This is a genomic window from Streptomyces sp. NBC_00012 (assembly GCF_045040875.1).
Taxonomy (GTDB): domain Bacteria; phylum Actinomycetota; class Actinomycetes; order Streptomycetales; family Streptomycetaceae; genus Streptomyces.
The window spans coordinates 2,917,935-2,943,024 of sequence record NZ_CP108309.1; the positions used below are offsets into that span (position 1 = coordinate 2,917,935).

At 72.4% G+C, this 25,090-nt stretch carries 18 protein-coding genes; 14 read left to right on the forward strand and 4 right to left on the reverse strand.

Going from position 1 to position 25,090, the window contains the following annotated elements; all coding sequences use genetic code 11:
- Positions 1–18: 18 nt before the first annotated feature.
- Complete coding sequence (locus tag OHA19_RS13285; protein ID WP_405716592.1) at positions 19–2,226, forward strand: ATP-binding protein; 2,208 nt, start codon at positions 19–21, stop codon at positions 2,224–2,226.
- 421 nt (positions 2,227–2,647) lie between these two features.
- Here OHA19_RS13285 and OHA19_RS13290 read toward each other — a convergent pair whose 3' ends face one another.
- The gene (locus OHA19_RS13290) at positions 2,648–3,901 is read right to left on the reverse strand and encodes a hypothetical protein (protein WP_405716591.1); all 1,254 of its coding nucleotides are present in this window, start codon (positions 3,899–3,901) and stop codon (positions 2,648–2,650) included.
- A gap of 350 nt (positions 3,902–4,251) precedes the next feature.
- On the opposite strand from OHA19_RS13290, the gene OHA19_RS13295 reads away from it, so the two are divergent.
- Positions 4,252–7,449, forward strand: coding sequence for an AfsR/SARP family transcriptional regulator (locus tag OHA19_RS13295; protein WP_405750325.1), 3,198 nt, complete (start codon positions 4,252–4,254; stop codon positions 7,447–7,449).
- A 36-nt stretch (positions 7,450–7,485) separates the two neighbouring features.
- On the opposite strand, the gene OHA19_RS13300 is transcribed toward OHA19_RS13295, so the two are convergent.
- Positions 7,486–7,698: a hypothetical protein gene (locus tag OHA19_RS13300; RefSeq protein WP_405716589.1), complete on the reverse strand. Its 213-nt coding sequence runs from the start codon at positions 7,696–7,698 to the stop codon at positions 7,486–7,488.
- A 597-nt stretch (positions 7,699–8,295) separates the two neighbouring features.
- Here OHA19_RS13300 and OHA19_RS13305 point away from each other — a divergent pair.
- Positions 8,296–10,257, forward strand: coding sequence for a protease pro-enzyme activation domain-containing protein (locus tag OHA19_RS13305; protein WP_405716588.1), 1,962 nt, complete (start codon positions 8,296–8,298; stop codon positions 10,255–10,257).
- Between the two features lie 114 nt (positions 10,258–10,371).
- Here the strand turns inward: OHA19_RS13305 and OHA19_RS13310 are convergent, their stop codons facing one another.
- Positions 10,372–11,445, reverse strand: coding sequence for a Ku protein (locus OHA19_RS13310; RefSeq protein ID WP_405750328.1), 1,074 nt, complete (start codon positions 11,443–11,445; stop codon positions 10,372–10,374).
- Positions 11,446–11,506: 61 nt separating this feature from the next.
- Between OHA19_RS13310 and ligD the strand changes: the two genes are divergently transcribed.
- From ligD to OHA19_RS13350, 8 genes are all read left to right on the forward strand, one after another.
- Positions 11,507–12,403, forward strand: a complete 897-nt coding sequence (gene ligD / locus OHA19_RS13315) for a non-homologous end-joining DNA ligase (protein ID WP_405750331.1) — start codon at positions 11,507–11,509, stop codon at positions 12,401–12,403.
- A gap of 329 nt (positions 12,404–12,732) precedes the next feature.
- The gene (locus OHA19_RS13320) at positions 12,733–14,907 is read left to right on the forward strand and encodes a HEAT repeat domain-containing protein (RefSeq protein WP_405716585.1); all 2,175 of its coding nucleotides are present in this window, start codon (positions 12,733–12,735) and stop codon (positions 14,905–14,907) included.
- On the forward strand, positions 14,904–15,227 hold the full coding sequence (locus OHA19_RS13325) for a zinc-ribbon domain-containing protein (RefSeq protein ID WP_405716584.1): 324 nt from the start codon (positions 14,904–14,906) through the stop codon (positions 15,225–15,227). Before OHA19_RS13320 ends, OHA19_RS13325 begins: the two co-directional genes overlap by 4 nt.
- A gap of 130 nt (positions 15,228–15,357) precedes the next feature.
- Positions 15,358–16,161, forward strand: a complete 804-nt coding sequence (locus tag OHA19_RS13330) for a hypothetical protein (protein WP_405716583.1) — start codon at positions 15,358–15,360, stop codon at positions 16,159–16,161.
- Positions 16,158–17,531, forward strand: a complete 1,374-nt coding sequence (locus tag OHA19_RS13335; RefSeq protein ID WP_405716582.1) for an ATP-binding protein — start codon at positions 16,158–16,160, stop codon at positions 17,529–17,531. Before OHA19_RS13330 ends, OHA19_RS13335 begins: the two co-directional genes overlap by 4 nt.
- Positions 17,532–17,653: 122 nt before the next feature.
- Positions 17,654–19,033, forward strand: a complete 1,380-nt coding sequence (locus OHA19_RS13340; protein ID WP_405716581.1) for an FtsW/RodA/SpoVE family cell cycle protein — start codon at positions 17,654–17,656, stop codon at positions 19,031–19,033.
- On the forward strand, positions 19,030–20,487 hold the full coding sequence (locus OHA19_RS13345) for a penicillin-binding transpeptidase domain-containing protein (protein WP_405716580.1): 1,458 nt from the start codon (positions 19,030–19,032) through the stop codon (positions 20,485–20,487). Before OHA19_RS13340 ends, OHA19_RS13345 begins: the two co-directional genes overlap by 4 nt.
- A gap of 4 nt (positions 20,488–20,491) precedes the next feature.
- A complete protein-coding gene (locus OHA19_RS13350; protein WP_405716579.1) occupies positions 20,492–21,556 on the forward strand; it encodes an amidase family protein in 1,065 nt (354 codons plus the stop codon).
- Positions 21,557–21,733: 177 nt separating this feature from the next.
- Here the strand turns inward: OHA19_RS13350 and OHA19_RS13355 are convergent, their stop codons facing one another.
- The gene (locus OHA19_RS13355) at positions 21,734–22,843 is read right to left on the reverse strand and encodes a ferritin-like domain-containing protein (protein WP_405716578.1); all 1,110 of its coding nucleotides are present in this window, start codon (positions 22,841–22,843) and stop codon (positions 21,734–21,736) included.
- 177 nt (positions 22,844–23,020) lie between these two features.
- Here OHA19_RS13355 and OHA19_RS13360 point away from each other — a divergent pair, with 177 nt between their 5' ends.
- The 3 genes from OHA19_RS13360 to OHA19_RS13370 all read left to right on the forward strand — a co-directional run bounded on the left by OHA19_RS13360 (position 23,021) and on the right by OHA19_RS13370 (position 25,054).
- On the forward strand, positions 23,021–23,956 hold the full coding sequence (locus tag OHA19_RS13360) for a diiron oxygenase (protein WP_405716577.1): 936 nt from the start codon (positions 23,021–23,023) through the stop codon (positions 23,954–23,956).
- A 61-nt stretch (positions 23,957–24,017) separates the two neighbouring features.
- Positions 24,018–24,770 carry a TetR/AcrR family transcriptional regulator gene (locus tag OHA19_RS13365; RefSeq protein WP_405716576.1) on the forward strand — a complete coding sequence of 251 codons (753 nt, stop codon included), beginning with the start codon at positions 24,018–24,020 and terminating at the stop codon, positions 24,768–24,770.
- Positions 24,771–24,787: 17 nt separating this feature from the next.
- Positions 24,788–25,054 (forward strand): hypothetical protein, encoded by a 267-nt coding sequence (locus OHA19_RS13370; RefSeq protein ID WP_405716575.1) that lies wholly within the window; start codon positions 24,788–24,790, stop codon positions 25,052–25,054.
- Positions 25,055–25,090: the final 36 nt, after the last annotated feature.

The following is a 25,090-nucleotide window of genomic DNA, read 5'->3' on the forward strand; positions in this document are numbered from 1 at the left end:
CTGTCCGGAGGGGGACCGGTGCTGGGGCACGAGCGCAGTGACAACGACTTGAGCGGTACGGTGCACGGCCCCGCGATTCAGTCGGGGACCGTGTACGGCGGCATTCACTTCCGCACGGAGGCCGCCCCGGAGGCCCGCGGGCCGAGGCCGCCCTGGCAGCTCCCGCCCTCGATCCGGATCACCGGCCGTTCGGCGGAGGTGAGCACGCTGGAGGGGCACCGGGCCCGGGCCACCCGGGAGGGGCATCCGACGCTGGCCGCGGTCAGCGGGCTGGGAGGTGTCGGCAAGACAGCGGTCGCGCTGGCGTGGCTGCACACCATTCGCCCGCACTTTCCCGGTGGTCAGCTGTACGCGGATCTGGGGGCCCAGTCGCCAGGCGGTCCGGTGGACCCGGGCGAAGTGGTCGGGCGGTTCCTGCGGGCCCTGGGCGTGCCGACCCCGCAGGTGCCCCCGGTCCTCGCCGAACGGATCGCGCTGTACCGGTCGTTGACCGCGGACCGAAGGCTCGTGGTCCTGCTGGACGACGCGGCGACCGCCGCGCAGGTCCGGCCGCTGTTACCGGCCGGGCAGTGTGTGACCGCGGTGACCAGCCGGCGGCGGCTGCCGGGGCTGAGCGTCGACGGCGGGCATGTGATCCATCTGGAGCCGCTCGGGCCGGAGGCGGCGATGGAGCTGCTGGATTCCACCCTGGCCGACGGCCGGGTGGCCGCGCAGCCCGAGGAGGCCCGGGCCCTGGTCGATCTGTGCGCGGGGCTGCCGCTCGCGGTGCGTATCGCCGGAGCCCGGCTGGCGGCGCGCCCCCGGCACGGCATCACCACGATGGTCCGGGCACTGGCCGAGGAACACGACCGGCTGGAGGCGCTGGCCATCAACGGCGACCACGATGTGCGGGCCGCGCTGGACCTCTCCTACCAGGGGCTGCCGGCCGGGGCCGCCCACCTCTACCGGCTGCTGGGGCTGCACCCCGGGCGGGAGTTCGGCGGGCCGGTGGCCGATGCGGTGCTGGGCTCGGACGCCGCCGACGCGCTCGATGTGCTGTACGACGCGAGCCTGCTCATCGACGCCGGTCAGGCGGCCGGGGCCGAGCGCTACCGCTTCCACGACCTGGTACGGCTGCACGCGGTGGCGCAGGCGGACCGGGACGAGTCCCCCGAGGAACGGGCCGCGGCACTGCGCCGCATCGGCTACCACTATCTGGCCAACGCCACCCGCGCGGAGGAGGTCATCGACCCGCAGCACCGCACCATGGCCCGGGACTTCGGCCCCGACCCGGTCACGGTCGCGGAGTTCGGTGACGGCGGAACGGGCGACGGCGCGGGGGCTGCGGACGCCGCGCTGGACTGGCTCGAACACGAACTGCCCAACCTCATGGCGGTGCTCCGGCTCGCCCGTCGCACCGGGATTCCGGCGCTGTGCTGGCAGTTGGCCGACGCCATGTGGCCGCTGTTCCTGCGGCGCAAGTTCTACGCGGAGTGGCGCGAGGCGCACCGGGAAGGGCTGCTGGCGGCCGAGGAGTGCGGCGACGCGGCGGCGGTGTGCCGGATGCTCACCTCGGGCGGTCTGGGCGAACTCGACATGGACTGCCCGGAACAGGCTCTGGGGATGTTCGAGCGGGCCGCCGATTCCTTCCGGCGGACCGGGGACGCGCTCGGGCACGCCCGGACGCTCAACTACCGAGGTCTGGCCCATCAGCGGCTCGGCGAGCCGGACCTGGCGGCCGAGTTCTTCGGCCGGGCGGCCGAGGAGCTGCCGGCCTGCGGCGACCGACGGGCCGGTGCGCTGGCGCGGTTCAACCTCGCGGATGTCGCGCTGTCGCGCGGGCTGCACGAGGATGCCGCCCGCGGCGCCGAGGCCGCCCGCGCCGTGTTGCGGGAGGCCGGTGACGCGTACAACACCGCCCGCGCCGACGCGCTGGCCGGGCGGGCGTACCTCGGCCTGGGACAGCTCGACCGGGCCGAGGCCGGTCTGCGGGCGGCGCTGGACACGCTTCGGCCCATGTCCGCCGGCCACGAGACGGCCCGCGCGCTGGAAGGTCTTGCCCTGGTCTCCGAACGGCGCGGGCAGCCCGGACTGGCCCGGCAGTGCTACCGGGAGGCGCTGATCCTGTACTCCGCCGTCGGCGGGCCGGACTCGGCCGACGCGCAGGAGGTGCGGGGCAGGCTGGGCGCCCTGGAACCGGAGGCCGGGGAGAGCGCCGCCACGGGTGCCGGCGCCGGGGCCGGCTGAGTGCGCGCGTTCCCGATGACCCGTACCGCTGTCGTGCCGAACTCCGCCACGGGCAGCCCCGCCACCAGCCAGGCGTGGGCGACCGAGGCCCAGACCGCCCACGGTGTACCCGGCCGGCGCGCGTCCAGCGCCATCGGGCGGCCCTGCCCGCCGAGGAGCAGCCAGCACCGGGGGCCACGGTGCACGGCCACCACCAGGGCCCCGGGGTGACGGGCGGCCAGTGCCGTCGCGGACCCGGGCCCGTCTCCCCCGGCCACGAGCACGTCGGCGAGCAGCGGCAGCGGGGACGGGGCGGGCAGCCGGACGCGTACGTGCTCGTCCACGACCGGGGCGCCGGTGTCCGGGTGCAGCAGGGTGACTTCGGTGCGGCGGACCGGCCCCCGGGCCTCGGGGTCCTCGTACAGCACCACGGTGAGCGCGGTCATCGCACTCCCCCGCCCCGCTCGTCGTACCGCACACCGAACGGCAGCGGTGCGTGCTCCGGGCCGAGGCGCACCGCCGGGGCGCGCAGCCGGAGCTTGCGGTAGATCAGCGCGCGCATCCGGCCGGCGAACCGGCCGGGTTCGGAGGTGATGCGGTCCGCGATCCGCTCGTACCGCTGCCGTCGGTAGAGCGCGGAGGAGCGGGCGAGCTGGCGGCCCAGCGGGCGGTCGCCGTGCAGCCTGGGGACGAGCGAGGCCAGTTCGGCCACCGGTGAACCGGGGTCCACGTCCGCCTCCGGTGCGCCCGCCATGAGCACGGGGACACCGGTCATCGATCCGTAGAGCGAGACGGATCCGTGGTCACCGACGATGTAGTCGGCGGCGACGAGTGCGCCGACCCAGTCCGCGTGCTGGCTGATCACGGTGAGGCCCATCCTGCCCAGGGTCGCCAGCCAGCTGCGGATCTGCCATTCCCCGTGGGCGTTCCAGATGTTGGGGTGCAGCAGGACGGCGACCCGGTGGTCGTCCCGGGGCAGTTCGGTGACCAGCCGTTCCAGGAGTTCCGGGCTCTGTCCGAACAGGGAGCGCGGTCCCCAGGTGGAGCAGGCGAGCACCAGCCGCTGCCGGGCTTTGGTGTGCAGTGCCTCGCGGTAGAGCGCCCGCAGGGACATGCTCGCAGCGATGCGGTCGAAGCAGGGATCGCCGACCACCTCCGCGGCGGGCAGCGCCTCGGGGCACTCGCGGCCGAGGCGGGTCAGTTCCTCGTGGTGCGCCAGCACGATCGACTCGGGCACCAGCCTGCCGTCCTGGACCAGCCACTGCCGGTTCAGCCCGTACACCCCGCGTTCCGCGACCGGACGTCCGCGCTGCCCGCCCGGGACCAGCTTGTTGTGTCCGGCTCCGTGCGGCAGCACGATCACCGGGGCGTGCAGGTCGTTCAGCCCGCCGTGGGCCGCGGACAGCGCCAGGTCGAAGGGCATCTGGACCGCCTGGTGCCAAGGCAGGACCAGCCCGCCGAGCTCCTCCAGGAAGGAGTCCACCCCATGGCTGAACACGTCGGGCGCCGGTGTGAAGAAGACTTGCACCCGGGCGTCGCCCTCCAGCAGCCGCACCGCGTCCAGCAGCCGCTGTCCGGCGGTCACCGTATGCACGACGGCCAGCACCCTCCGGCGGATCTGCCGGGTGGCCCAGCGGTCCACGTCCAGACGCATCGGCACGTGCGGCCGATGCGTTTCGGCCATTGTCAGAGTCATTGAATCGATCCCCCGATTCCTCGTCCTCGGACCGGTGCACCCGTCCGAGACGGCCGCGTCGTTTCGCGGCGCACGCCGAAGTCATGCCCGACGTGTTTGACGGGTTGCTTGCAGGAATCCTGCACTCCGGGTGCGGGCGTTCCCGGGCCGTCTCCGGGCCGCTTCGGGCCCGGCTCGGGGCCGATTCCGGGCGGCCCCCGGGGAGTTCGGAACGGTGACGGGAGGTGCGCCCTGTACGCGCCCGTGCGCCCCTGCTTGCTCCCCGCACCGGGGGTGACAGTGGAAGGTCCTGCACACAGGTGCGGGCGCTGCCGTCGACGGCAGGAAGCAGCGCACCCAGCGGGGGCGATGTGGAACTTCTTGCTCTGGGACCTCTTGAACTATGGCACCAAGAACAGCAGTGCAAGCTCGGATCGGTCAAAACACGCTGTGTACTGGCCGTTCTGGTGCACTCGCTCGGTGAGCCGGTCTCCATGGACGCGCTGATCGACCGGGTCTGGGGCGATGAACAGCCCGAGTCGGCCGTGGGCACCATGCAGAGCTATGTGTCGAGGCTGCGCGGGCTGCTGCGCGACTCGGTCGGCGACCTCATCCAGGTGGAGCGCCCGTCGCCGCGTCAGTACCAGCTCCGGATCGACGCCCGTGCCGGGGCCGAGGTCGATGTCTCGCACTTCCAGCGGCTGCGCAAGGACGCCCGCGTGGCGGCCGGGCAGGGCAAGCGGGAGCTGGCGATCGGTCTGCTGCGCACGGCCGAGGACAGATGGCGCGGGGAACCTTTGCCCGAGTCCAGGAGCGACTGGGCCGCCTCGGTACGGGGCCGGCTGGTCGAGGACCTGCGCCGGGTGCGGGAGGAACGCATCGGGCTGGAGCTGGAGTTGGGGCGGCACGCCGATCTCGTCGGTGAGCTGCACGGACTGGCCTCGGAGAATCCGCTGGCCCAGCAGGTGATCGCCGATCTGATGCTGGCGCTGTACCGGTCCGGGCGGCACGACGAGGCACTCGCCGTCTTCCGCAACACGCGGACCCGGCTGCGTGCGGAGCTCGGCATCGAACCGGGTTCGGACCTGCAAGAACTCCACCGGCGCGTCCTCGGACAGGACCGTACGCTGCTGGAGACGGCCGTACGCGTCGACCGGCCGGCGGGCCCCGGGCCGCGCAGCAACCTTCCGCGCGACAGCCGCGACTTCACCGGCCGGGCCGGCGAACTCCGGGTACTGCTGGCCGACTCCGGGCAACCGGACGGCTCCGGCGCGCGCGATTCCGGGCAGTCGGCCGGCTCCGCCGCGTACGCGATGCCGCTCACCGTCATTCACGGCATGCCCGGGATCGGAAAGACCACGCTCGCGGTGCACGCCGCTCACCGGCTCCACGACGCCTATCCGGGAGGCCGGCTCTACGTCGATCTGCACGGGTTCAGCGGGCAGGCGCCGTACGACCCCGCAGAGGCCCTCGCGGTGCTGCTGCACGCGGCCGGGGCCGGCGGTGACCTGCCGGACTCACTGGACGAGCGGGCGGCGCGGTGGCGTGAGTGGACGGCCCGTCACCGGGTGCTCGTGGTGCTGGACAACGCGCGGGACGCGGCCCAGGTACGTCCGCTGCTGCCCGGCGCCGCGACCTGCCGGGCGATCGTGACCAGCCGGAACCGGCTCGCCGGGCTCGACGGCGCCTCCTCGCTCCTGGTGGAAGGGCTGTCCGACGAGGAGGCCGCCGCCCTCTTCACCCGGATCGCGGGCGCCGCCCGGGTCTCCGCCGACCCCGAGGCGCTCGCGCTCGTGACCCGGGCCTGCGGTTTCCACCCCCTTCTCCTCCACTGGCTTGCCAGCCGCTTCCGGCACCGGGAGTCCTGGACCTTGCGCCATCTGCTGGACCGGCTGGCCGAGGCGGCCGACCCGCTGGACGAGTTCGACGACGGCGAACTCGTCTCCGCGTTCCGTTTCTCGTACGCCGAACTCGCGTCCCCCATCCGGAAGTTGATCCGGCATCTGGCGCTTCATCCCGGCGCGGACATCACGGTCGCCGCCGCCACGGCGCTGGTCGGCGCACCCCCCGACGACGCCCGGATCCGCCGCGGCCTGGACGAACTCCACGACTTCCACCTCCTTGAGGAGCCCACCCCGGGCCGGTACCGGCTGCACGATCTCACCAGGGCCTTCGCGCTGCGCATGTTCGCCCGGGAGGAGCCGGAGGAGGCCCGGACGGAGGCGGCCGGCAGGCTGTTCGGCCACTACCTCACCGCGGCGCACCAAGCCGACCTGCACACCCAACCGCGTCGCCGGAGGCTGCCCCCGGGGCCGGAGTGCACCTCGGCGTACGCCACGGAATTCGGCGACGCCGACAGCGCTTCGGCGTGGCTGGCCCGGGAGCGCGCCAACCTCCTCGCGGTAGCCCGTACGGCCGCCGACGAGGCTCCCGCGTACGCGGCCCTCTTCCCGCACGTGCTCGCCCCCGTGCTCAAGCGCTGGGGCACCTGGGCCGTCACGAACGAGCTCTACGGAGCGGCCGTTCACGCCCTGCGCACCCTCGGCACCCCGTACGCGCTGGCACAGACGCTGGTCGAGGCCGCCGACGTACTGGCGCAGACCGGTCCCGACGAGGCGCTGAGCTGTGCGAGCGAGGCGCTGGAGCTCTTCCGTGGTCTCGGCCATCCGCACGGCTGCGCGGACGCCCTCCTCCAGGCGGGCCGGGCGCATCTGGCGGCGGGTCACGGAAGCGCGTCCTTGCGCGTCCTCGAAGAGGCCCTGACCGGGTACCGGCAGGCCGGGGACCGGGAGGGCGAGGCGGGCGCCCTGAACGTCCAGGGCGCGGCGTTCTTCCAGGCCGGTCAGTACGGGGAGGCACTGGGCAGGGCCCTGGTGATTCTCGGCATCTACGAGGAGACGGGCAATCTGCTCGGGCAGATCCGCGCCCAGAACAATCTGGGCGAGTTCCATCAGAGCCAGGGACAGTACGAGGAGGCTCTCGCCCACTACGAACGCTCCCGGGCACTGGCCGAACGGCACGGTGGCCGACAGGAGTTGGACATCCTGGACACGAATATGGGGGCGGTGTACCAGGCGACCGGACAGACCGCGCGGGCCCTGGTCTGCTTCCGGCGCTCCCTGGAAAGCCATCGCGCGCACGGCGATGCGCTGGGCGAGGCCAACGCCCTGATCAGCCTGGGGACGTTGTACGCGGAGACGGGACGCGCCGGCGAGGCGCTCGCCCACTTCCGGACGGCCGGCGGGGTGGCCCGCCGGATCGACAGCGGTTACGAGTACATGCGGGCCCTGCTCGGGGCGGCCGACGCCCACCGCGCGTCGGGGCAGTTCGCCGCGGCCTCGGAGAGTTTTGAGCTGGGCCTGGCGGAGGCCAGACGAATAGGGTCACTGCCCGGTGCGGCGCAGGCCCTCGCGGGACTGGCCCGCACCGCGCTGGGCGCGCGCCGCTGGGGCCCGGTCCGGCGCTACGGCACCCGGGCGATGGCGTTGTACCGGAGACTGGAGGCCTGGGAGGAGGCCGACGAACTGCGCCGCCTGCTCCTGGAACACCCCGAGGTGGCCGGCTCCTGAGCACCCGCGCCCGGGAGCCGGCCCGCCATCAGGCGACTACCACATCCACTGATCCGCCCGCATCCACCGCTTCGGCTCCGCCTGCGCCATCACGGCGTACGGGCCTCCGGCGCTCGGCTGCTCGGCCACGGACCGGAGACCTGACACCGCTTCGCCCTGCGCATGGGCGAGGCCGCAGACGCCCGGGGCGAAGGTGGCGGCAGCGGCGGCGACAGACACCGTGAGGGCACGGATCCGGTTCTGCTTCATTGCAGTAACGTCCTTGTTGAGTACATGAGTTGAAGCCTACCCAGCCGTTTTGGCGGGGTTGCGGTTCGAGACGTTACCGCGAGCACGACAGGTCGCACCATCATATTTGTGCGGGCGTTCAACACCTGCCGGCAAAGCTCACCGCGCCGCGGCGAAACGGTCACCACGGAGAGACGGTCGCCGCGGCAGGACGGTCACCACGGAGAGACGGTCGCCGCGGCAGGACGGTCGCCACGGAGAGACGGTCGCCACGGAGAGACGGTCGCCGCGGCAGGACGGTCACCACGGAGAGACGGTCGCCGCGGCAGGACGGCCACTGCGGCACACAGTCACCCCACCGGCAGCCCCGGCGCCGGACATCCGCCCATCAGCTCCTCCACCTGCGGCCGTTGGTGACCGCCTGGTGGGCACACAGGGTTCCACAACAGCGCATTTCGTAGATTTCTCGGCGAACTGCCCTGCACATTGGCACACTTGGTCGATTCTTGGTCAGTACATGCCCCTTACATGAGGCGTTCCTCGCCAGAGTGGCGCATTACATGTGCACATCATCCGGCACATGTTCCACACGCGTAGACCCACATCGCAGGGGGTTGTATGAGAACCAGCCGCGCGAGAAGTCGCGCCGCGCTGAGCATGGCAGCGACGCTGCCGCTGCTGGCCGGCGCGCTCGCCCTCGGGATACCGAACGCCAGCGCCGATTCCGCGCCGGGCGGGCGGGACGCGCTGCAGGGCACCAAGCCCGCCTGGGCCACCGCCGGGGCGGATCTGGGAGCCACGTCCGACAGCGGCAAGGTCAGCGTACGGGTCCATCTGGCCGGGCGGGACGCGAAGGGGCTGGCCGCCTACGCCGCCGCCGTGTCCGACCCGCAGTCCGCCTCGTACGGGAAGTACCTGAGCGCCGGACAGGCACAGGCCCGGTTCGGGGCGACCCATCAGCAGATCGACCAGGTCGGCCAGTGGCTGAGGTCGAACGGGCTGACCGTCACCGGCACCAACCAGCACTACGTCTCGGCCACCGGTGAAGTCGCCGCCGCCGAGAAGGCGTTCGGCACCCAGCTGCGCAACTACCGCAAGGGCGGCCGCACCTACCGCGCCCCGGCCTCCACCGCCTCCGTGCCCGCCGCCCTGAGCGACGCCGTGCTCGCCGTCTCCGGCTTGGACAACGCACCGCACAAGTCGAGCCACGACGAGGCCCTGCCGCCGCCGGACGCGGTGTTCCGCAACTCCGGCCCCTTCTCCACGTACTACGGCTCGAAGACCGCGTCGTCGCTGCCCAGCGCCTACGGGTCCAAGGCGCCGTACGCCGTGAAGGGGTACACCGGCAAGCAGTTGCGCGCCGCCTACGGTGCGGGGCGCTGGACCGGGAAGGGCGTCACCGTCGCGATCACCGACGCGTACGCCTCGCCGACCATCGCGAAGGACGCCGCCGAGTACGCCGAGCGCAACGGCGACGCGCCCTACCGCCGCGGTCAGCTCACCCAGGTGCTGCCGGACGACTACACGAAGACCGAGGAGTGCGGAGCCTCCGGCTGGTACGGCGAGGAGACCCTCGACGTGGAGGCCGTGCACGCGGTCGCCCCCGCGGCCGACATCGTGTACGTGGGCGGCGCCTCCTGCTACGACGCCGATCTGCTGGACTCGCTGAACAAGATCGTCGACAACCGGCTCGCCGACATCGTCTCCAACTCGTGGGGCGACATCGAGGCCAATGAGACGCCGGACGTCGCCGCCGCGTACGACCAGGTCTTCAAGATGGGCGCGGTCGAGGGCATCGGCTTCTACTTCTCCTCCGGCGACGACGGCGACAACGTCGCCTCGACGGGCACGAAGCAGATCGACGTACCGTCCAACTCCGCCTGGGTGACCTCCGTCGGCGGGACCGCGCTGGCGGTCGGCAAGAACGACAAGTACCAGTGGGAGACCGGCTGGGGCACACTCAAGTCGAACCTCTCCGCCGACGGGAAGAGCTGGGACGGCTTCCCCGGCGCGTACACCTCCGGCGCGGGCGGCGGCACCAGTTCGTCCGTGAAGCAGCCGTTCTACCAGCGCGGTGTCGTGCCCGACTCGCTCGCGCAGGCGAACGGGAAGCAGCGGATGCGCACGGCCCCGGACATCGCGGCCGTCGCCGACCCGAACACCGGCTTCCTGGTCGGCCAGACCCAGACGCTGCCCGACGGCTCGCTCGGCTACGACGAGTACCGGATCGGCGGTACGTCACTGGCCGCGCCCGTCATCGCCGGCGTCCAGGCGCTCGCGCAGCAGGCCCGGCACGGGCTGCCGATCGGCTTCGCCAACCCGGGGATCTACGCCCGGTACGGTTCGAAGGCGTACCACGACGTCACCGACCACCCGCTGGGACCGAACCGCGATCTCGCGGTGGTCCGGGTCGACTACGCCAACGGCGTGGACGCGGCGGACGGCCTGCTGACGTCGCTGCGCGGCCTCGGCAAGGACGCCTCGCTGAAGGCGGTCAAGGGGTACGACGACGTGACGGGTGTCGGGACTCCGGCGGCCGGTTACGTGGACTCGTACCGCTTCCCGTTCCGCAGGCACTGAGCCACCGGTGCGGTACCGGCGGCCGTCCAGGGGCCTGAGCTCCGGGACGGCCGTCCGGGGGCCTGAGCTCCGGGGCGGCCGTCGGCCGTGCGCGCGGGGAGGCGGACCGGCGGCTCAGGCCGAGGCACGCTTGCGGGGGGCCGCCTTCTTCGCCGCCGGTTTCGGGTCCGCCTTCGCGGTGGCCTTCTTCGCCGTCGACTTGGCGGTCTTCTTCGTCGTCGACCGTGCCGCGGTCTTGCCGGCGGGCGCCCGGCCCGGTGCGGGCGTCTTCTTCGTGGCCCCGGCCGTCTTCCTGGCGGCGGCCGAGGTTTTCTTCTTCGCCCCGGTGCCGCCGGACTTCTTGCGGCCGCTGAGGGAGGTGACCTCGGCGACGGTAGCGTCCGCCGCCTCCTCCCCGGTCTCCGGCTCCTCGCCGCGGGCCTCCTTCGCCGCCCGGACACTGCTCTCCAGGGCCGCGATCAGGTCGATGACCTTGCCGCCCGAGTCGTCCGCCGGGGCCGGCTCCAGGGTCCGGCCGTCGGCCTTCGCGGCGATGAGCTCCTCCACCGCCTCGCGGTAGTCGTCGTGGAGCGAGTCCATGTCGACCTCGCCGAGGGTGTCCATCAGCGCGTCCGCCAGGTCGAGTTCGGCGTCGCGGACCTTGACCTCGGTCTGCGGGGCGACGCCCTCGGGGCTGCGGATCTCGTCCGGCCAGAGCAGGCCGTGCATGGCGATCACGTCGTCGACCACCCGCAGCATGCCCAGCCGCTCGCGGCCGCGCAGCGCGTACTTCGCCAGGGCGACCTTCTGGCTCCGCTTCAGCGCCTCGCGGAGCAGGGTGTACGGCTTGGCCGCCGGGACCCCGTTGGCGGAGAGGTAGTACGCCGCGTCCATCTGGAGCGGGTCGATCGAGGCGGCCGGCACGAAGGCCACGATCTCGATCGACCTGGCCGTGGGCAGCGGCAGCGAGCCGAGGTCCTCGTCGGTGATCGGGATCATCGACCCGTCGGGCTCCTCGTACGCCTTCCCGATCTCGGCGGCGGTGACCTCCTGCTCGTCGATCTCGCAGACCTTCCGGTAGCGGATCCGGCCGCCGTCGGCGAGGTGGATCTGGCGGAAGGAGATCGAGTGGTTCTCCGTGGCGTTGACCAGCTTGATGGGGATGCTGACCAGCCCGAAGGAGATGGCGCCGTTCCAGATGGACCTCACCGTTCACCCCTTGCGTCCGCTTGGGTACCAATACGTCAGTGAATCGTGTGATTCTTATCGTATGACGCCGATCACAGAGGTGGAGGGGCGACGGCTGGCGCTCAGCAATCTCGACAAGGTGCTGTATCCGGCCACCGGGACCACCAAGGGCGAGGTGCTGCACTACTACGCGGCCACCGTCGCGGGGGCCCTGCTCACCCATCTGCGTGACCGGCCGGTGTCCTTCCTGCGCTATCCGGACGGGCCGGACGGGGAGCGCTTCTTCACCAAGAATCCGCCGCCCGGTACGCCGTCCTGGGTACGGACCGCTCCGGTGCCGCACCGCGAGGACGAGAAGGCCAGGCAGGTGGTCGTGGAGGATCTGGCCTCGCTGGTGTGGGCGGCCAATCTGGTGGTGGAGTTCCACACCCCGCAATGGCGGGCCGGCGCGCCGGGGATCGCCGACCGGATGGTGTTCGACCTGGACCCCGGCCCGCCCGCGACGGTCGTGGAGTGCTGTGCGGTGGCACTGTGGCTGCGCGAGCGACTGGCGGCGGACGGGCTCAGCGCGTACGGGAAGACATCCGGGTCGAAGGGGCTGCATCTGCTCGTACCGCTGGAACCGACCCCCTCCGACCGGGTCTCGGCGTACGCGAAGGGGCTGGCCGTCCGGGCGGAGCAGGGGCTCGCCGACCTGGTCGTGCACCGGATGAAGCGGGCGCTGCGGCCGGGGAAGGTCTTCGTCGACTTCAGCCAGAACGCGGCGGCGAAGACCACCGCCACGCCCTACACACTGCGCGCCCGGCCCGAACCGACCGTGTCCGCGCCCGTCACCTGGGCGGAGATCGAGCAGTGCCGGACCCCCGGAGAGCTGGTCTTCCCACTGGGCGCGATGAGGGCGCGACTGGAGCGGTACGGGGATCTGCTCGGACCACTGGCCGACCCGGACCGGGCCGGACGCCTGCCGGCCGCCCCGTAGAGGTCTCCGTCTCCCGCCTCCCGCCTCCTTTATCGTTTCTCGTTTCTCCTTTCTCTCGTCTCCTCCTTCTCCCTTCCCCCTTCTCCCTTCCTGTCGCTCCGTCAGATTCCTTCCTCTCCCCCGTCAGATTCCTTCCTCTCCCCCGCCGGAAGCCTTTCTGTCACTCCATCACTCGGCGCGGCCGATTCTCACTGTCCGCCGATAGCGCATGGCATGGATCTTTGTCATGCTCGCCAGGAAAAGACCGCATGTGGAGGGCGGATCGTCCGGCCCGTGGTGCAGACTCCTCGCAGACACTGCTTCGTTGAAATGCGTGGGGAGGCGATGGGGTGTTCGCAGGGATCGACGAGGTCGACTGGGCCTCGATGGAGCACGCCTACGGGCCGGCCGGTGATGTGCCCGTGATGCTGCGGGGTCTCGCGTCCGCCGATCCGGCGGAGCGCGAGGCGGCGCTGGACGGGATGTACGGGGCGGTTCACCACCAGGGTGACGTCTACGCCTGCACGCTGGCCAGTATTCCGTTCCTCTTCGAACTGGCCGTGGATCCGGGCATCCAGGACCGGGGCAGCATCGTCGAACTACTCACCAGCATCGGCGGTATCGATCTGGACGGGGACGACGAGGACGAGATCGACGAGGACGAGATCGAGGGCGCGGCCAACTACGCGATGGCGGCGTCCGCCGTCACCGCGGGCGCCGGGGTCTTCTTCGAGCTGATGGCCGACGAGGACCCGGGGGTACGGCTCAGCGCGCCGCTGGCGCTCGCCGCGCTCCACGGCCATCCGGACAGGGTTCTCGCGATACTGCGGGAGCGCCTGCCGATCGAGCCGGACGAGGAGGTCCGGCTCGCCCTGGTCGAGGCCGCGGGGCGGGTGGCCCTGCGCCACCGGCTGCTGGCCGGGGAGGCGGCGGCCTGGCTGAGCCGGCTGGCCGGTGAGGGATTCCCGCCGGGGCTGCGGCTGGCCGCGCTGGCCCAGCTGGCCCGGTGCGCCCCGGACGCGCTGCCCGGCGACGTCGTACGGGTGGTGACGGGGCTGCTGCGGCAGCTGCGCTCGGCGCCCGGACGCCGCTCCGGCCCGGCCCCCGCGGTCGACGCGCCGGCCGCTGCGGCCGAGGCGGTCGCGGCCGTCGACGCGTACCCGGACGCGGCCGGGGAGCCGGCCGCCGAGGAGCGGGTCGCGCCGGTGGCCCGGGTGGGCCGGTTGCGGGCGCTGTCCGACGAGGAGGAGCCGGTGCGCACCGGGCCCTGGACGGCGGATCTGCTGCGCACGCTGCACGTGGGGCTCGACGACCGGGTCGCCGAGCGGACCGCGCTGCTGACGGATCAGCTGCGCAGCCCGGACCGCCGCCAGCGGATCGATGCGCTGCGGATGTGCAGCGGGCTGATCCGGACCTGGCGGGGCTCCTACGGGGAGCTCGTCCGGCTGGTCGGTGAGCAGCTCGCCACCCCCGACCCGCTGCTGGCCGAGGCCGCCTCGCACGTACTGGAGGACCTCTTCGGGCTCGCCGCGCCCGCCGCGGACGCGCTGGCGGCACGGGTGGCGGCGGATCCCGGGGCCTGGGTGCGGGACTGGCCGAGCGGGCCGCCGGCGCTGGGCAGTGCGGTGAAGGCGCTGGCCAGGCTGGGCGACGCCCGTGCCGTGCCCGCGCTGGCCGCCGCGCTGGAGCGGCCCGAGGTGCCGCACGACGTGGGGTTCGCCATCGGCCGGCTGGGGAAGGCGGCGGCCCCGCTGGCCGGGGTGCTGCGCCGTCGGCTCGGCGAGGTCCCGCTCGACGAGCGGGTGCACGACCGGGCGGGCCCGCTGCTCACCGGCCTGGCCGCGCTGCGGGCGGACGAGGCGCTGCCCGAGGTGCTGCGGGTGCTGCACGGCGCGCCGGAGTACCGGGGCGAGTGGGTGCGTACCGAGGCGCTGCGGGCGCTCGGCTCGTTCGGGCCGGCGGCGCGCGGCGTCCTGCCGGAGCTGCGTGCGCTGCTGCGGAGCCCCGGGGCGACTTCGGCGACCGAGGCCGCGAAGGCCCTGTGGGCGGTCGAGGGTGACGCCGAGGCCGTGCTGCCGGTGCTGATCGAGGGGCTGCGGGCGGACCGCGTGCACGAGGTCCGGTCCGCGGTCGACGCGCTGGGCGGGCTCGGGGCGCGGGCCTCGGTGGTCGCGCCGAGGCTGCGCGCGCTGCTGGTCCACGACGAGCCGTGGCTGCGGGTGGACGCGGCGATCGCGCTGTGGGACGTGTCCGGGCGGGCCGAGGAGTCGGTGCCGGTGCTCCTGGCGGCCTGGGAGCAGAACCGTCATGTGCGCGTCCGGGTGGCGGAAGGCCTGGCGCGGATGGGTGCCGCTGGTGCAGGGTCGGACGCGGCACATGTGCTGCGCGCCGAACTCACCTCCGTACGCCGTCACAACGCGATGGACGGGGGGTACGGCAGCCATGACACATACGAGGACGAGAAACTGCTGGCGCTCTGCCGGCGAGCGCTTCCGGGACATACGGGGAAGGGACCCGCAACATGATCATTTTCGGTACGCGAGGCTATCTGTACCAATTGGCGATACTGACGCTGGTCTGCGGGTGGTGCGGCAACCCGGCCGCGCACACGCTGCGCAAGAGGGTCACGAAGTTCACGCTGTTCTTCGTGCCGCTCTTCCCGTTCTCGACGAAGTTCGCGACCCAGTGCACGTTCTGCGGCGGTGAGCAGCAGATCCCCAAGGAGCAGGCCGACCAGCTGCTGGCCCAGCACGCGGCCTCGCAGCAGGGCAATCCGTACGGGCAGCCGCAGGGGCAGCCGGGGTACGCGCCGAACGGGCAGGGGCAGAATCCCTACCAGAGCTGATACGCGCCCTGCCGATACCGAATGAACGCTCCTGCCCGCATCAAAAACGCTCCTGCTCGCATTAAATAGGCATTACGGACTTCCTTCCGAATAAGGTCTTGAGACCTGGACCTCGGGAAGGGAGGCAGTCATGCGTCCGCGTCGCCGGCTGCGGTGCCGCACGGCGGCGGCCCTCGGGGCCGTCGCCGGTATGGCGTTGCTGACCGGCTGCGGCAACGGCGGCGGGCTGCGGAGCGCAGGGCCGACCCCGACAGCCGTCGGACCCGCCCGGCTCTGGCCCGAGCTGCCGCCCGCCTCCGCCGCGCCGTACGACTACGGCGAGGGCGAGACCGCGCGCATCCCCGGCATCGTGGTGCCGGACGGCGATGTGCACCGGCTGGATCCGGTGGCGGTGGTACGGGCCGGCCTGCGGGCCCGGCCCAACCGGTCCAGCGGCACGGCCGACCTGCCCGCCGACACCGTACGGAAGATCAACGCCTGCCGGACGAAACCGGCCTCCTGTCCCGTGCTCCGGCCGTACTACCGCGATCTGACGGGCGACGGCAGGGACGAGCTGGTGCTCGGCATCCGGCTGGCGGACCACCAGATCTCGGTCCGGGTCTACATGCCGGACGCGGGCGGGCTGACCCGGATCCTGTCCACCTCGGACGCGGTGATCAGCGTCGAGCTGGCCGGACGGGATCTGATCATGCGGGCGCCGTCGGCGATCACCGGGTACGAGTACCGCACCGCCTGGTCCTGGGACGCCCGGCAGCGGGCGATGCTGCCCACCCAGGACGAGATCCAGCGGATCCCCCCGTCCCCGGCGCCGAGCCCCCGGCTCACCACCACCGGGCCGAGCGCCGCGCCCGTCGCGCCCACCGGTCCCGTTCCCACCGGTCCCACGGCCCCCACCGCGACACCGTCCGCCGGTATCTCCGCGGAGCGCCGATGAGCCGGACCGGCGCGGGCGGGCAGCGGACGCGGCGGCGTCGGCTCCGGGTGCCTTCCTGGGCCGCGACGCTCACCTGGAAGTCGGCCGTCTTCCTCACCGTGATGTGCTGTGCGCTCGCCGCGCTGCTGGGTGCGCTGGTCCACACCGAGGTGACCCGCCAGACCGTCGGCCGGGCCCGCGAGAAGGCCCTGTCCCGGCTGACGGACGTCACCGCCGCGTACGAGACCGGCGAGGCGCTGCCGCCGGGTTCCGGGATCGATGCGCCGGGGCTGCCCGCCGCCCTGCGTGCCCTGGCGAGAAGCGGCGAACGCGGCACGCTCGTCGGCGAGCACGACGGGCATCCGGCCATGTGGGCGGCGGGCCCGGCGGACGGCCGTGCCCTGGCAACGCAGGTGGACTACACCCAGAGCGCCCGCACCATCGACAGCCTCGACGGGGCGATCGTCGGCTCCTCCCTGCTGGCCATCGGCGCCACCCTGCTGGTCGGTGCCTTCTCGGTCACCCGGGTCACCCGGCGGCTGCACCAGACGGCCCGGGTGGCCGGCCGGATCAGCGCCGGGGACCTCGACGCCCGCGTCCGCGACCCGCGTACGGCGGACCCCTCGCGCCCGCAGGACGAGGTCGCGATCGTCGCCGGGGCACTGGACACGATGGCGTCCACGCTCCAGCGCAAGCTCCAGGCCGAGCAGCGTTTCACCGCCGATGTGGCACACGAGCTCCGCACTCCGCTGACCGGCCTCTCGGCCGCCGCCGAGCTGCTGCCGCCGGGGCGGCCGTCCGAGCTGGTGCGGGACCGGGTCCGGGCGATGCGGGCGCTGACGGAGGATCTGCTGGAGATCTCCCGGCTCGACGCCCGCACGGAAGCGGTCGATCTCGATGTGTACGAACTGGTGCCACTGGTCGAGCGGGTGGTGCGCGACTCCGGGACGCCGACCGCGGTCCGGGTCGGGGCGGCGCGGAAGGAGCGGCCGGGGAAGGCCGGACCGGTACGTGTCGTGACCGACCGGCGGCGCCTGGAACGGGTGCTGGGCAACCTGATCACCAATGCGCACAGGCACGGCCGGCCCCCGGTGGTGCTGACGGTCGACGGACCGGTGGTGACCGTACGCGACCACGGCCCGGGTTTTCCGGACTATCTGCCCGCCGACGGCCCGCAGCGGTTCCGTACCGAGGCCGGCGGCAAGGGGCACGGCCTCGGGCTGACCATCGCCGCCGGGCAGGCCGCGGTGATCGGCGCCGTCCTGGAGTTCCGCAACGCCCCGGACGGCGGGGCGGTGGCCCGGGTGACACTGCCCGAGTACACCGGACCGGACGACGGGGCGCCGGAGCCCGGGACCGGCACGGAGCCCGCACCTCGTCACGAGGAATGACGGCCCGTCGGAACGCGCGCCGGTCGCCACCGGACACGGGGCGGCCGTTCACCACTGCACCTTCGGACATACCTACTACGACATAAGGGAAATATTCACCTGCTCTTGCTACGTTGCCTGGCATGACCGCAACGACGGCGGACGCACCCCCGCCCGATCTACGTCTGCCCAAGCGGCGCGGAGTCGAGCTGCTGCTCCTCATCGGGGCCGTCCTCATCTCCGTCTACGGCTACGCCGCCGTCGGCCTTGCCAGGAACGACGCGGTCCCGCCCGATGTGGCCGGTTACGGCGCGGGCCTGGGGCTGCTCGCCCTCCTCGCCCATCTCGCGGTCCGCTTCCGTGCCCCGTACGCCGATCCGCTGCTGCTGCCCATCGCCGTACTGCTCAACGGGCTCGGCCTGGTGCTGATCTACCGGCTCGACCTGGAGACGCCGAAGGACCAGGCGGCCCCCACCCAGCTGATCTGGTCCACGCTCGGGGTGGCGCTGTTCATCGCGGTGGTCGTGCTGCTGCGCGACCACCGGGTGCTCCAGCGGTACGCGTACCTCTCGGTCGCCACCGCACTGGTCCTGATGATCGTGCCGATCTTCTTCCCCGCGGTGAACGGCGCCAAGATCTGGATCCGGGTCGGCGGATTCTCCTTCCAGCCGGGCGAGTTCGCCAAGATCCTGCTCGCGGTCTTCTTCGCCGCGTACCTCGCCGCGAACCGCAACGCGCTCGCCTACACCGGCCGCCGGATCTGGAAGCTCCAGCTCCCCACCGGCCGGGTGCTCGGCCCGATCGTGGCGATCTGGCTGCTGAGCGTCGGCGTGCTGGTCCTGGAACGCGACCTGGGCACCTCGCTGCTCTTCTTCGGCCTCTTCGTGATCATGCTGTACGTGGCTACCGGCCGGACCGGGTGGATCGCGGTGGGTCTGCTGCTCGCCGCGGTCGGCGCGTTCGTGGTCGGCTCCTTGGAACCGCATGTGCACAGCCGGGTCCAGGACTGGCTCGACCCCTTCGCCTCCATCGACGCCGGCCAGGGCCCCGGCCAGCTGGCCCAGTCGCTGTTCGCGTTCGCCGCGGGCGGGATGCTCGGCACCGGCCTCGGTCTCGGCCACTCCATCCTCATCGGCTTCGCCGCCAAGTCCGACTTCATCCTGGCGACCGCTGGCGAGGAGCTCGGGCTGACCGGGCTGACCGCGATCTTCCTGCTGTACGCGCTGCTGGTGGCGCGCGGCTACCGGGCCGGACTCGCCCTGCGCGACCCCTTCGGGCGGTTGCTCTCGATCGGTCTCGCCTCGATCCTGGCGCTCCAGGTCTTCGTGATCGCCGGCGGGGTGATGGGGCTGATCCCGCTGACCGGCATGGCGATGCCGTTCCTCGCCCAGGGCGGTTCGTCCGTCGTCACCAACTGGATCATCGTGGCACTGCTGATCCGGCTCAGCGATCTGGCCCGCAGACCCCAGCCCGGCCAGGCGGAGACCGGGATCATCGCACCGATCGCGCAGGACGAGCGGTGATCCGCTACATCCGGCGGGCCGCCGGGCTCCTGCTGCTGCTGCTCGTGGCGCTGCTGCTGAACGCCGCCCGGATCCAGGTCCTCGACGCCGACAGCCTGGACAACAATCCCGCCAACCGCCGCCTCACGATCGCCCGTTACGACCAGCCGCGCGGCGGCATCCTGGTCGGCGGCAGGTCCGTGACCGGTTCGAAGGACACCGGCGAACAGCTCAAGTACGAGCGCACCTACGTCAACGGTCCGCTGTACGCGCCGGTGACGGGCTACGCCTCGCAGACGTACGGCACGACCCTGATCGAGAACGCCGAGGACTCCGTCCTCTCCGGCACCGACTCGATGCTCGCCCCGTTCCCGCTGTGGAACGAGATCACCCGCAGCCGGCAGCCCGGCGGCAACGTCGTCACGACCGTCAAGGACTCGATGCAGCGCGCCGCGTACGAGGGGCTCGGCGGCCGGCGGGGCGCGGTCGCCGCCGTCGAACCGTCCACCGGGAAGCTCCTGGCGCTGGTCTCGACCCCCTCGTACGATCCCGGGCAGCTCTCGGGCACCGGCTCGTCGGTCACCGACGCCTGGGCGCGGCTGAACGCGGCGAAGAGCCGGCCGATGCTCAACCGGGCGATCCGGCAGACCTATCCGCCGGGCTCCACCTTCAAGATCGTGACCGCGGCGGCGGCGCTCGACTCGGAGGTCGTCACCGATCCGTACGCGGACACCGGCACCCCGTCCCCGTATGTGCTGCCGGGTACCTCGACCACACTGCCCAACGAGGCGCGGGGCTGCGAGGGGGCCTCGCTCGCCGAGGCGATCCGGGTCTCCTGCAACACCGTGATGGCGGATCTGGGGGTGCGGGTCGGGCTCGACTCCATGGTGGACGCGGTGCGGAAGTTCGGCTTCAACGACACCGGGCTGAGGATCCCCTCGGGGGTGGCGAAGAGCAACTTCGACACCGACATGACCCGGGACCAGCTGGCGCTGTCGTCGATCGGGCAGTTCGACACGACGGCGACCCCGCTCCAGATGGCGATGGTGGCGTCCGCCGTGGCCAACGGCGGCGATCTCAAATATCCCTACCTGGTCGACCGTACGACCACCCGCGGCGGTTCGACCGTCCACCGGAACGGTTCGCGCACCTACCACCGGGCGATGAACCCGCGCACGGCGACGGAGCTGCGGGAGATGATGGTGGACGTCGTGGAGAACGGCACCGGGTCCAACGCCGCGATCGACGGGGTGACGGTCGGCGGCAAGACCGGCACCGCACAGCACGGCATCGACAACTCGGGCCGTCCGTATGCCTGGTTCATCTCCTGGGCGCAGGCGCCCGGTTCGGCGCAGCCGGCCGTCGCGGTCGCGGTGGTCGTCGAGGACGCGGCGGCGAACCGGGCGGACATCAGCGGCGGCGGCAGCGCGGCCCCGATCGCCCGTTCCGTCATGGAGGCGGCCCTGCGAGACTGACCGCGTGGCAGACGTGGGCGGGGTGGGCCGGGTGCTGGAGCGCATCGCGCGGGAGGACCCCCGCCTGTCCGCGTTCATCGAGGTGTGGCCCGAGCGGGCGCTCGCCGACGCCGGGCGGGCCCGTGGACTCCCGGCGGCCGGGATGCCGTTCGCGGTCAAGGGGCGCACCGGCATCCGGTCGTACGCGGCCCGGCGGCTGATCGCGGCCGGCGCGGTCCCGGTCGGTGCGACGTCGGTGCCCGGCCCCGGCACGCGGTGGCAGACCTGGGGTCTGGGCGCGCACGGCCGTACGGTCAACCCCTGGCGCCCCGACCGCACGCCCGGCGGCTCCTCGGCGGGTTCGGCGGTCGCGGTCGCGGCCGGCCTCGTGGGGCTGGCGACCGGCAGCGACGGGGCGGGGTCGGTACGGATCCCGGCGGCGTGGTGCGGGGTGTTCGGCCTGAAGACGACGAACGGTCTGCTGCCCTCCCCCGACCGCACCGGGCTGGCCTCCGCCGGGGTGCTGACCCGGTCGGCCGCCGGGGCCGCGACGTACCTGCGCTGCGTCCTGGACGCCTACGAGCCGGTGCCGCCCGTCCTCCCCGTACCGGCCGTCTTCAGCCCGGATCTGGGGTACGCGGAGGTCGACCCGGAGGTCGCGGCGGTCGTCCGGGGTGCGGTGGGGCGGCTGGTGGCGGCCGGGGTGGTGCGGCTCGTGGACCGTGGGTGCGAGCTGCTCGACCCGTGCGAGGCGTGGTTGTCGGTCCGGGGCGGGTCGCCGTCCCCGCGCGCCGAGGAGATCAGGCGAGCGAACGACACCGTGCTGGACGCCCTGTTCGCCCGTACGCCGCTGCTGCTCACGCCGGCCACCCCCAACCGCCCGCACGGCCACGACGGTCCGGGTGAGCTCTACTCGACCGCGCTGACCTGGGCGTTCAACCTGAGTGGGCATCCGGCGGCCAGTTTGCCCGCCGGGTTCACGGCGGACGGCTGCCCGGTCGGGCTCCAGCTGGTCGCGGAGCGCGGGGCCGATGTACCGCTGCTCGGTATGGCCGGTGCGGTGGAGGAGGTGTCGGCGGCACAGGGCTGACCGGCCCGTGCGCGGACAGGCGGCGGCTCGGGGCGCAGGGGCAGCTCTGCGAGGCTCCGACGGGCTCGCCGCAGAGCCTGCGGCGAGGGGCGGGGTCGAGGTCGTCATGCCCGCCGTGCTCCCCCGACGGGCCGATGGCGTACATGGGATTCGCCCCCGCGAGGGCGCCGCTCCAGGTCATTCTCCAGGTGCGCCCTGGGCTATCGCCTCCTCGACCTCGGCGACCCTGGCCTGCTCCTCCGCCGCGAAGCGGTCCCGGTCCAGCTGTTCGGCTATCTCCTCGTCCTGGGTCATCAGCAGGTCCAGATTGGAGTCGCCGAGGTCGAAGACGCCCATGTCGAGATAGGCCTTCTGGAGCCGCTCGCCCCACAGGCCGATGTCCTTGACGCACGGCACTATCCGGCTGAACAGCAGCTTGCGGAAGAGCTGCAGGAACTCCGAGTGCTCGGAGAGGTCCTTGGCCTCCTGCTTGGCGATGCCGAAGTTCTCCAGCACCTCGACGCCGCTGAGCCGGTCCCGCATCAGGTAGCAGCCCTCGATGACGAACTCCTCGCGCTCGCGCAGTTCGGCGTCGCTCAGCTGCTTGTAGTAGTCGCGCAGCGCCATCCGTCCGAACGCGACGTGCCGGGCCTCGTCCTGCATGACGTACGCGAGGATCTGCTTGGGCAGCGGCCTGGTCGTGGTGTCGCGGATCATGCCGAACGCGGCCAGCGCGAGCCCCTCGATGAGGACCTGCATGCCGAGGTAGGGCATGTCCCAGCGGGAGTCGCGCAGGGTGTCGCCGAGCAGCCCCTGGAGGTTGTCGTTGATCGGGTAGAGCATCCCGACCTTCTCGTGCAGGAACCGGCCGTATATCTCCGCGTGCCGCGCCTCGTCCATGGTCTGGGTCGCGGAGTAGAACTTCGCGTCCAGGTCTGGGACGGACTCCACGATCCTGGCCGCGCAGACCATGGCGCCCTGCTCGCCGTGGAGGAACTGGCTGAACTGCCAGGAGGTGTAGTGCTTGCGCAGCTCACCCCGGTCCTTCTCGGTCATCTTCGCCCAGTGCGGGGTGCCGTACAGCGGGATGCCCTCGTCGGGGGTGCCGAGCGGGTCGGTGGGGTCGACCTCCAGGGACCAGTCGATGCGCTTGTTGCCGTCCCACTGCTTGTCCTTGCCCTTCTGGTAGAGGGCGAGCAGGCGTTCGCGGCCGTCGTCGTAGTCCCAGCTGAAGCGGGCGGCGCCGGAGGCGGGCACCTGCCACGACGGCGCTTCGGGGGCGGTGGTGTAGAGGTCGTGTGTCGACACGGACGGCTCCTTCGCCTGGCGTGTTCCGGCAATTCCCTTGGCGGTTGCGTCAGTTGGCAGGTTCACACGTTGGTAGACACCGGGTCAACAAGTCGTGCGCAAGGGATTGACGGCCCTGCTGACGAGGAGTCTCATAAGGGGTGACCGCCGGTAACCCATGTGCGAGGTGCCTCCAGCATGACCACAGTGAGCGAACGCGACGTCCAGCTGCTTCGCGACGCACTCGGCCCGCTCCGGGACCGCGAACAGATCGCCGAGCGGCTGCTCGACTCCTCGGCCAAGCACTCCTTCGACCCGGACAAGGAACTCGACTGGGACGCGCCGGTCGAGGACGGCAAGTGGTTCTGGCCGCCCGAGCTGGTCTCGCTCTACGACACCCCGCTGTGGCGGAAGATGTCCGAGGAGCAGCGGATGGAGCTGTCCCGGCACGAGGCGGCCTCGCTCGCCTCGCTGGGCATCTGGTTCGAGATCATCCTCATGCAGCTGCTGGTCCGCCACATCTACGACCGGCCGGTGACCAGCAACCACGTCCGCTACGCCCTCACCGAGATCGCCGACGAGTGCCGGCACTCGATGATGTTCGGCCGCATGATCAAGTGGGGCGGCTCTCCCGACTACCCGGTGCCGCGCGTCTATCACAACCTCGCGCGGGTACTGAAGACCATCTCCACCACGCCCGGTTCGTTCGCCGCGACCCTGCTCGGCGAGGAGATCCTCGACTGGATGCAGCGGCTGACCTTCCCGGACGAGCGCGTCCAGACGCTGGTGCGCGGCGTGACCCGCATCCATGTGGTCGAGGAGGCCCGGCACGTCCGCTACGCCCGCGAGGAGCTGCGCCGCCAGATGGTGACCGCCCCGCGCTGGGAGCGCGAGCTGACCCGGGTGAGCTGCGGTGAGGCGGCCCGCGTCTTCTCCGTCTGCTTCATCAACCCCCGGGTGTACGAGAACGTCGGCCTGGACCGCCACGAGGCGGTCGCCCAGGTGAAGGCGAGCGGTCACCGGGCGGAGGTCATGCAGTCGGGCGCGAAGCGGCTGACGGACTTCTTCGACGACATCGGGGTGCTGAACGGGATGGGACGCAGGCTGTGGAAGAGCTCGGGTCTGCTGGCCTGAGCCGGCCGCCCCGCTCCGCGACGCCGCCCCCGGATCGCCGGCCGGGCTTAGGCTTCGGCGTATGACCTCTGCTGCCGCCACCGCGCCGCCGGCCCGCGCGTACCGAAGGCTCGGCGTCGAGGAGCGCCGCGCCCAGCTCCTCGGCGCGGCCCTCACCCTCTTCGCCCACCGGGCGCCCGACGAGGTCTCGCTCGACGAGGTCGCGACGGTCGCCGGGGTGTCCCGCCCACTCGTCTACCGCTACTTCCCGGGCGGGCGGCAGCAGTTGTACGAGGCGGCGCTGAGGTCGGCCGCCGAACAGCTGATCCTGTGCTTCGGCGAGCCGCCCGTGGGCCCGCCCACCGAGCGGGTGACGCGGGTGCTCGACCGCTACCTCGCCTTCGTCGACGAGCACGACACCGGTTTCAGCGCGCTGCTGCGCGGTGGCTCCGTCGTCGAGACCTCCCGCACGTCGGCGATCGTCGACGAGGTACGGCGGGCGGCGGCCGAGCAGATTCTGCTGCACCTGGGCAGGGACGGGTCTGCGCCGGGCCCCAGGCTGCGGATGATGGTGCGCACCTGGATCGCGGCCGTCGAGGCGGCGTCGCTGATCTGGCTGGACGAGGGGAAGCAGCCCGCCGTGGCTGAGCTGCGCGACTGGCTGGTCGACCAGCTGATGGTGCTGCTGGCGGCCACGGCGGCGACGGATCCGGAGACCGCGTCGGCGGTGGCGGCACTGCTGCCGCTGGAGAGCCCCGCGGGTCCGGCCGGACGGCTGGCGGAGCGGCTGGTGCCGGTGCTCGGCGAGGCGGCCCATCTGCTGCCCGCGGACTGATCGGTCAGACTGGGACGGTGCGAAGCGAGAACACCGCCTTCAGGGGCGGCCCCCTGGACGGCCGGGTACTGCCCGTCCTGGTCGGTCCGACCGGCCATCCGCCCAAGTGGTACGAGGTCCCGGTACCGGCCGCCGACGGCGGTCCCGCCACCGTGTACGCGTACCGCAGGGTGTCGGCCGGTCACACCAAGCGGCTGGGGCTGCCGCGCGGCTGGGTGTACGAGTACGCCCCCGACGGCCGTGAGCGTCACAGCCCCAAGTGGCCCTGGTCGAAGCCGGGCTGAGGGCCCCGCGACGCCGCACCCCGATTGCCGGTCGGT

Bases quoted from the DNA above. Each gene is read 5' to 3' on its own strand.
- OHA19_RS13290 (WP_405716591.1), bottom strand. From the start codon at position 3,901: ATGACTCTGACAATGGCCGAAACGCATCGGCCGCACGTGCCGATGCGT.
- OHA19_RS13300 (WP_405716589.1), bottom strand. From the start codon at position 7,698: ATGAAGCAGAACCGGATCCGTGCCCTCACGGTGTCTGTCGCCGCCGCT.
- OHA19_RS13305 (WP_405716588.1), top strand. From the start codon at position 8,296: ATGAGAACCAGCCGCGCGAGAAGTCGCGCCGCGCTGAGCATGGCAGCG.
- ligD (WP_405750331.1), top strand. From the start codon at position 11,507: ATGACGCCGATCACAGAGGTGGAGGGGCGACGGCTGGCGCTCAGCAAT.
- OHA19_RS13325 (WP_405716584.1), top strand. From the start codon at position 14,904: ATGATCATTTTCGGTACGCGAGGCTATCTGTACCAATTGGCGATACTG.
- OHA19_RS13330 (WP_405716583.1), top strand. From the start codon at position 15,358: ATGCGTCCGCGTCGCCGGCTGCGGTGCCGCACGGCGGCGGCCCTCGGG.
- OHA19_RS13335 (WP_405716582.1), top strand. From the start codon at position 16,158: ATGAGCCGGACCGGCGCGGGCGGGCAGCGGACGCGGCGGCGTCGGCTC.
- OHA19_RS13340 (WP_405716581.1), top strand. From the start codon at position 17,654: ATGACCGCAACGACGGCGGACGCACCCCCGCCCGATCTACGTCTGCCC.
- OHA19_RS13360 (WP_405716577.1), top strand. From the start codon at position 23,021: ATGACCACAGTGAGCGAACGCGACGTCCAGCTGCTTCGCGACGCACTC.
- OHA19_RS13365 (WP_405716576.1), top strand. From the start codon at position 24,018: ATGACCTCTGCTGCCGCCACCGCGCCGCCGGCCCGCGCGTACCGAAGG.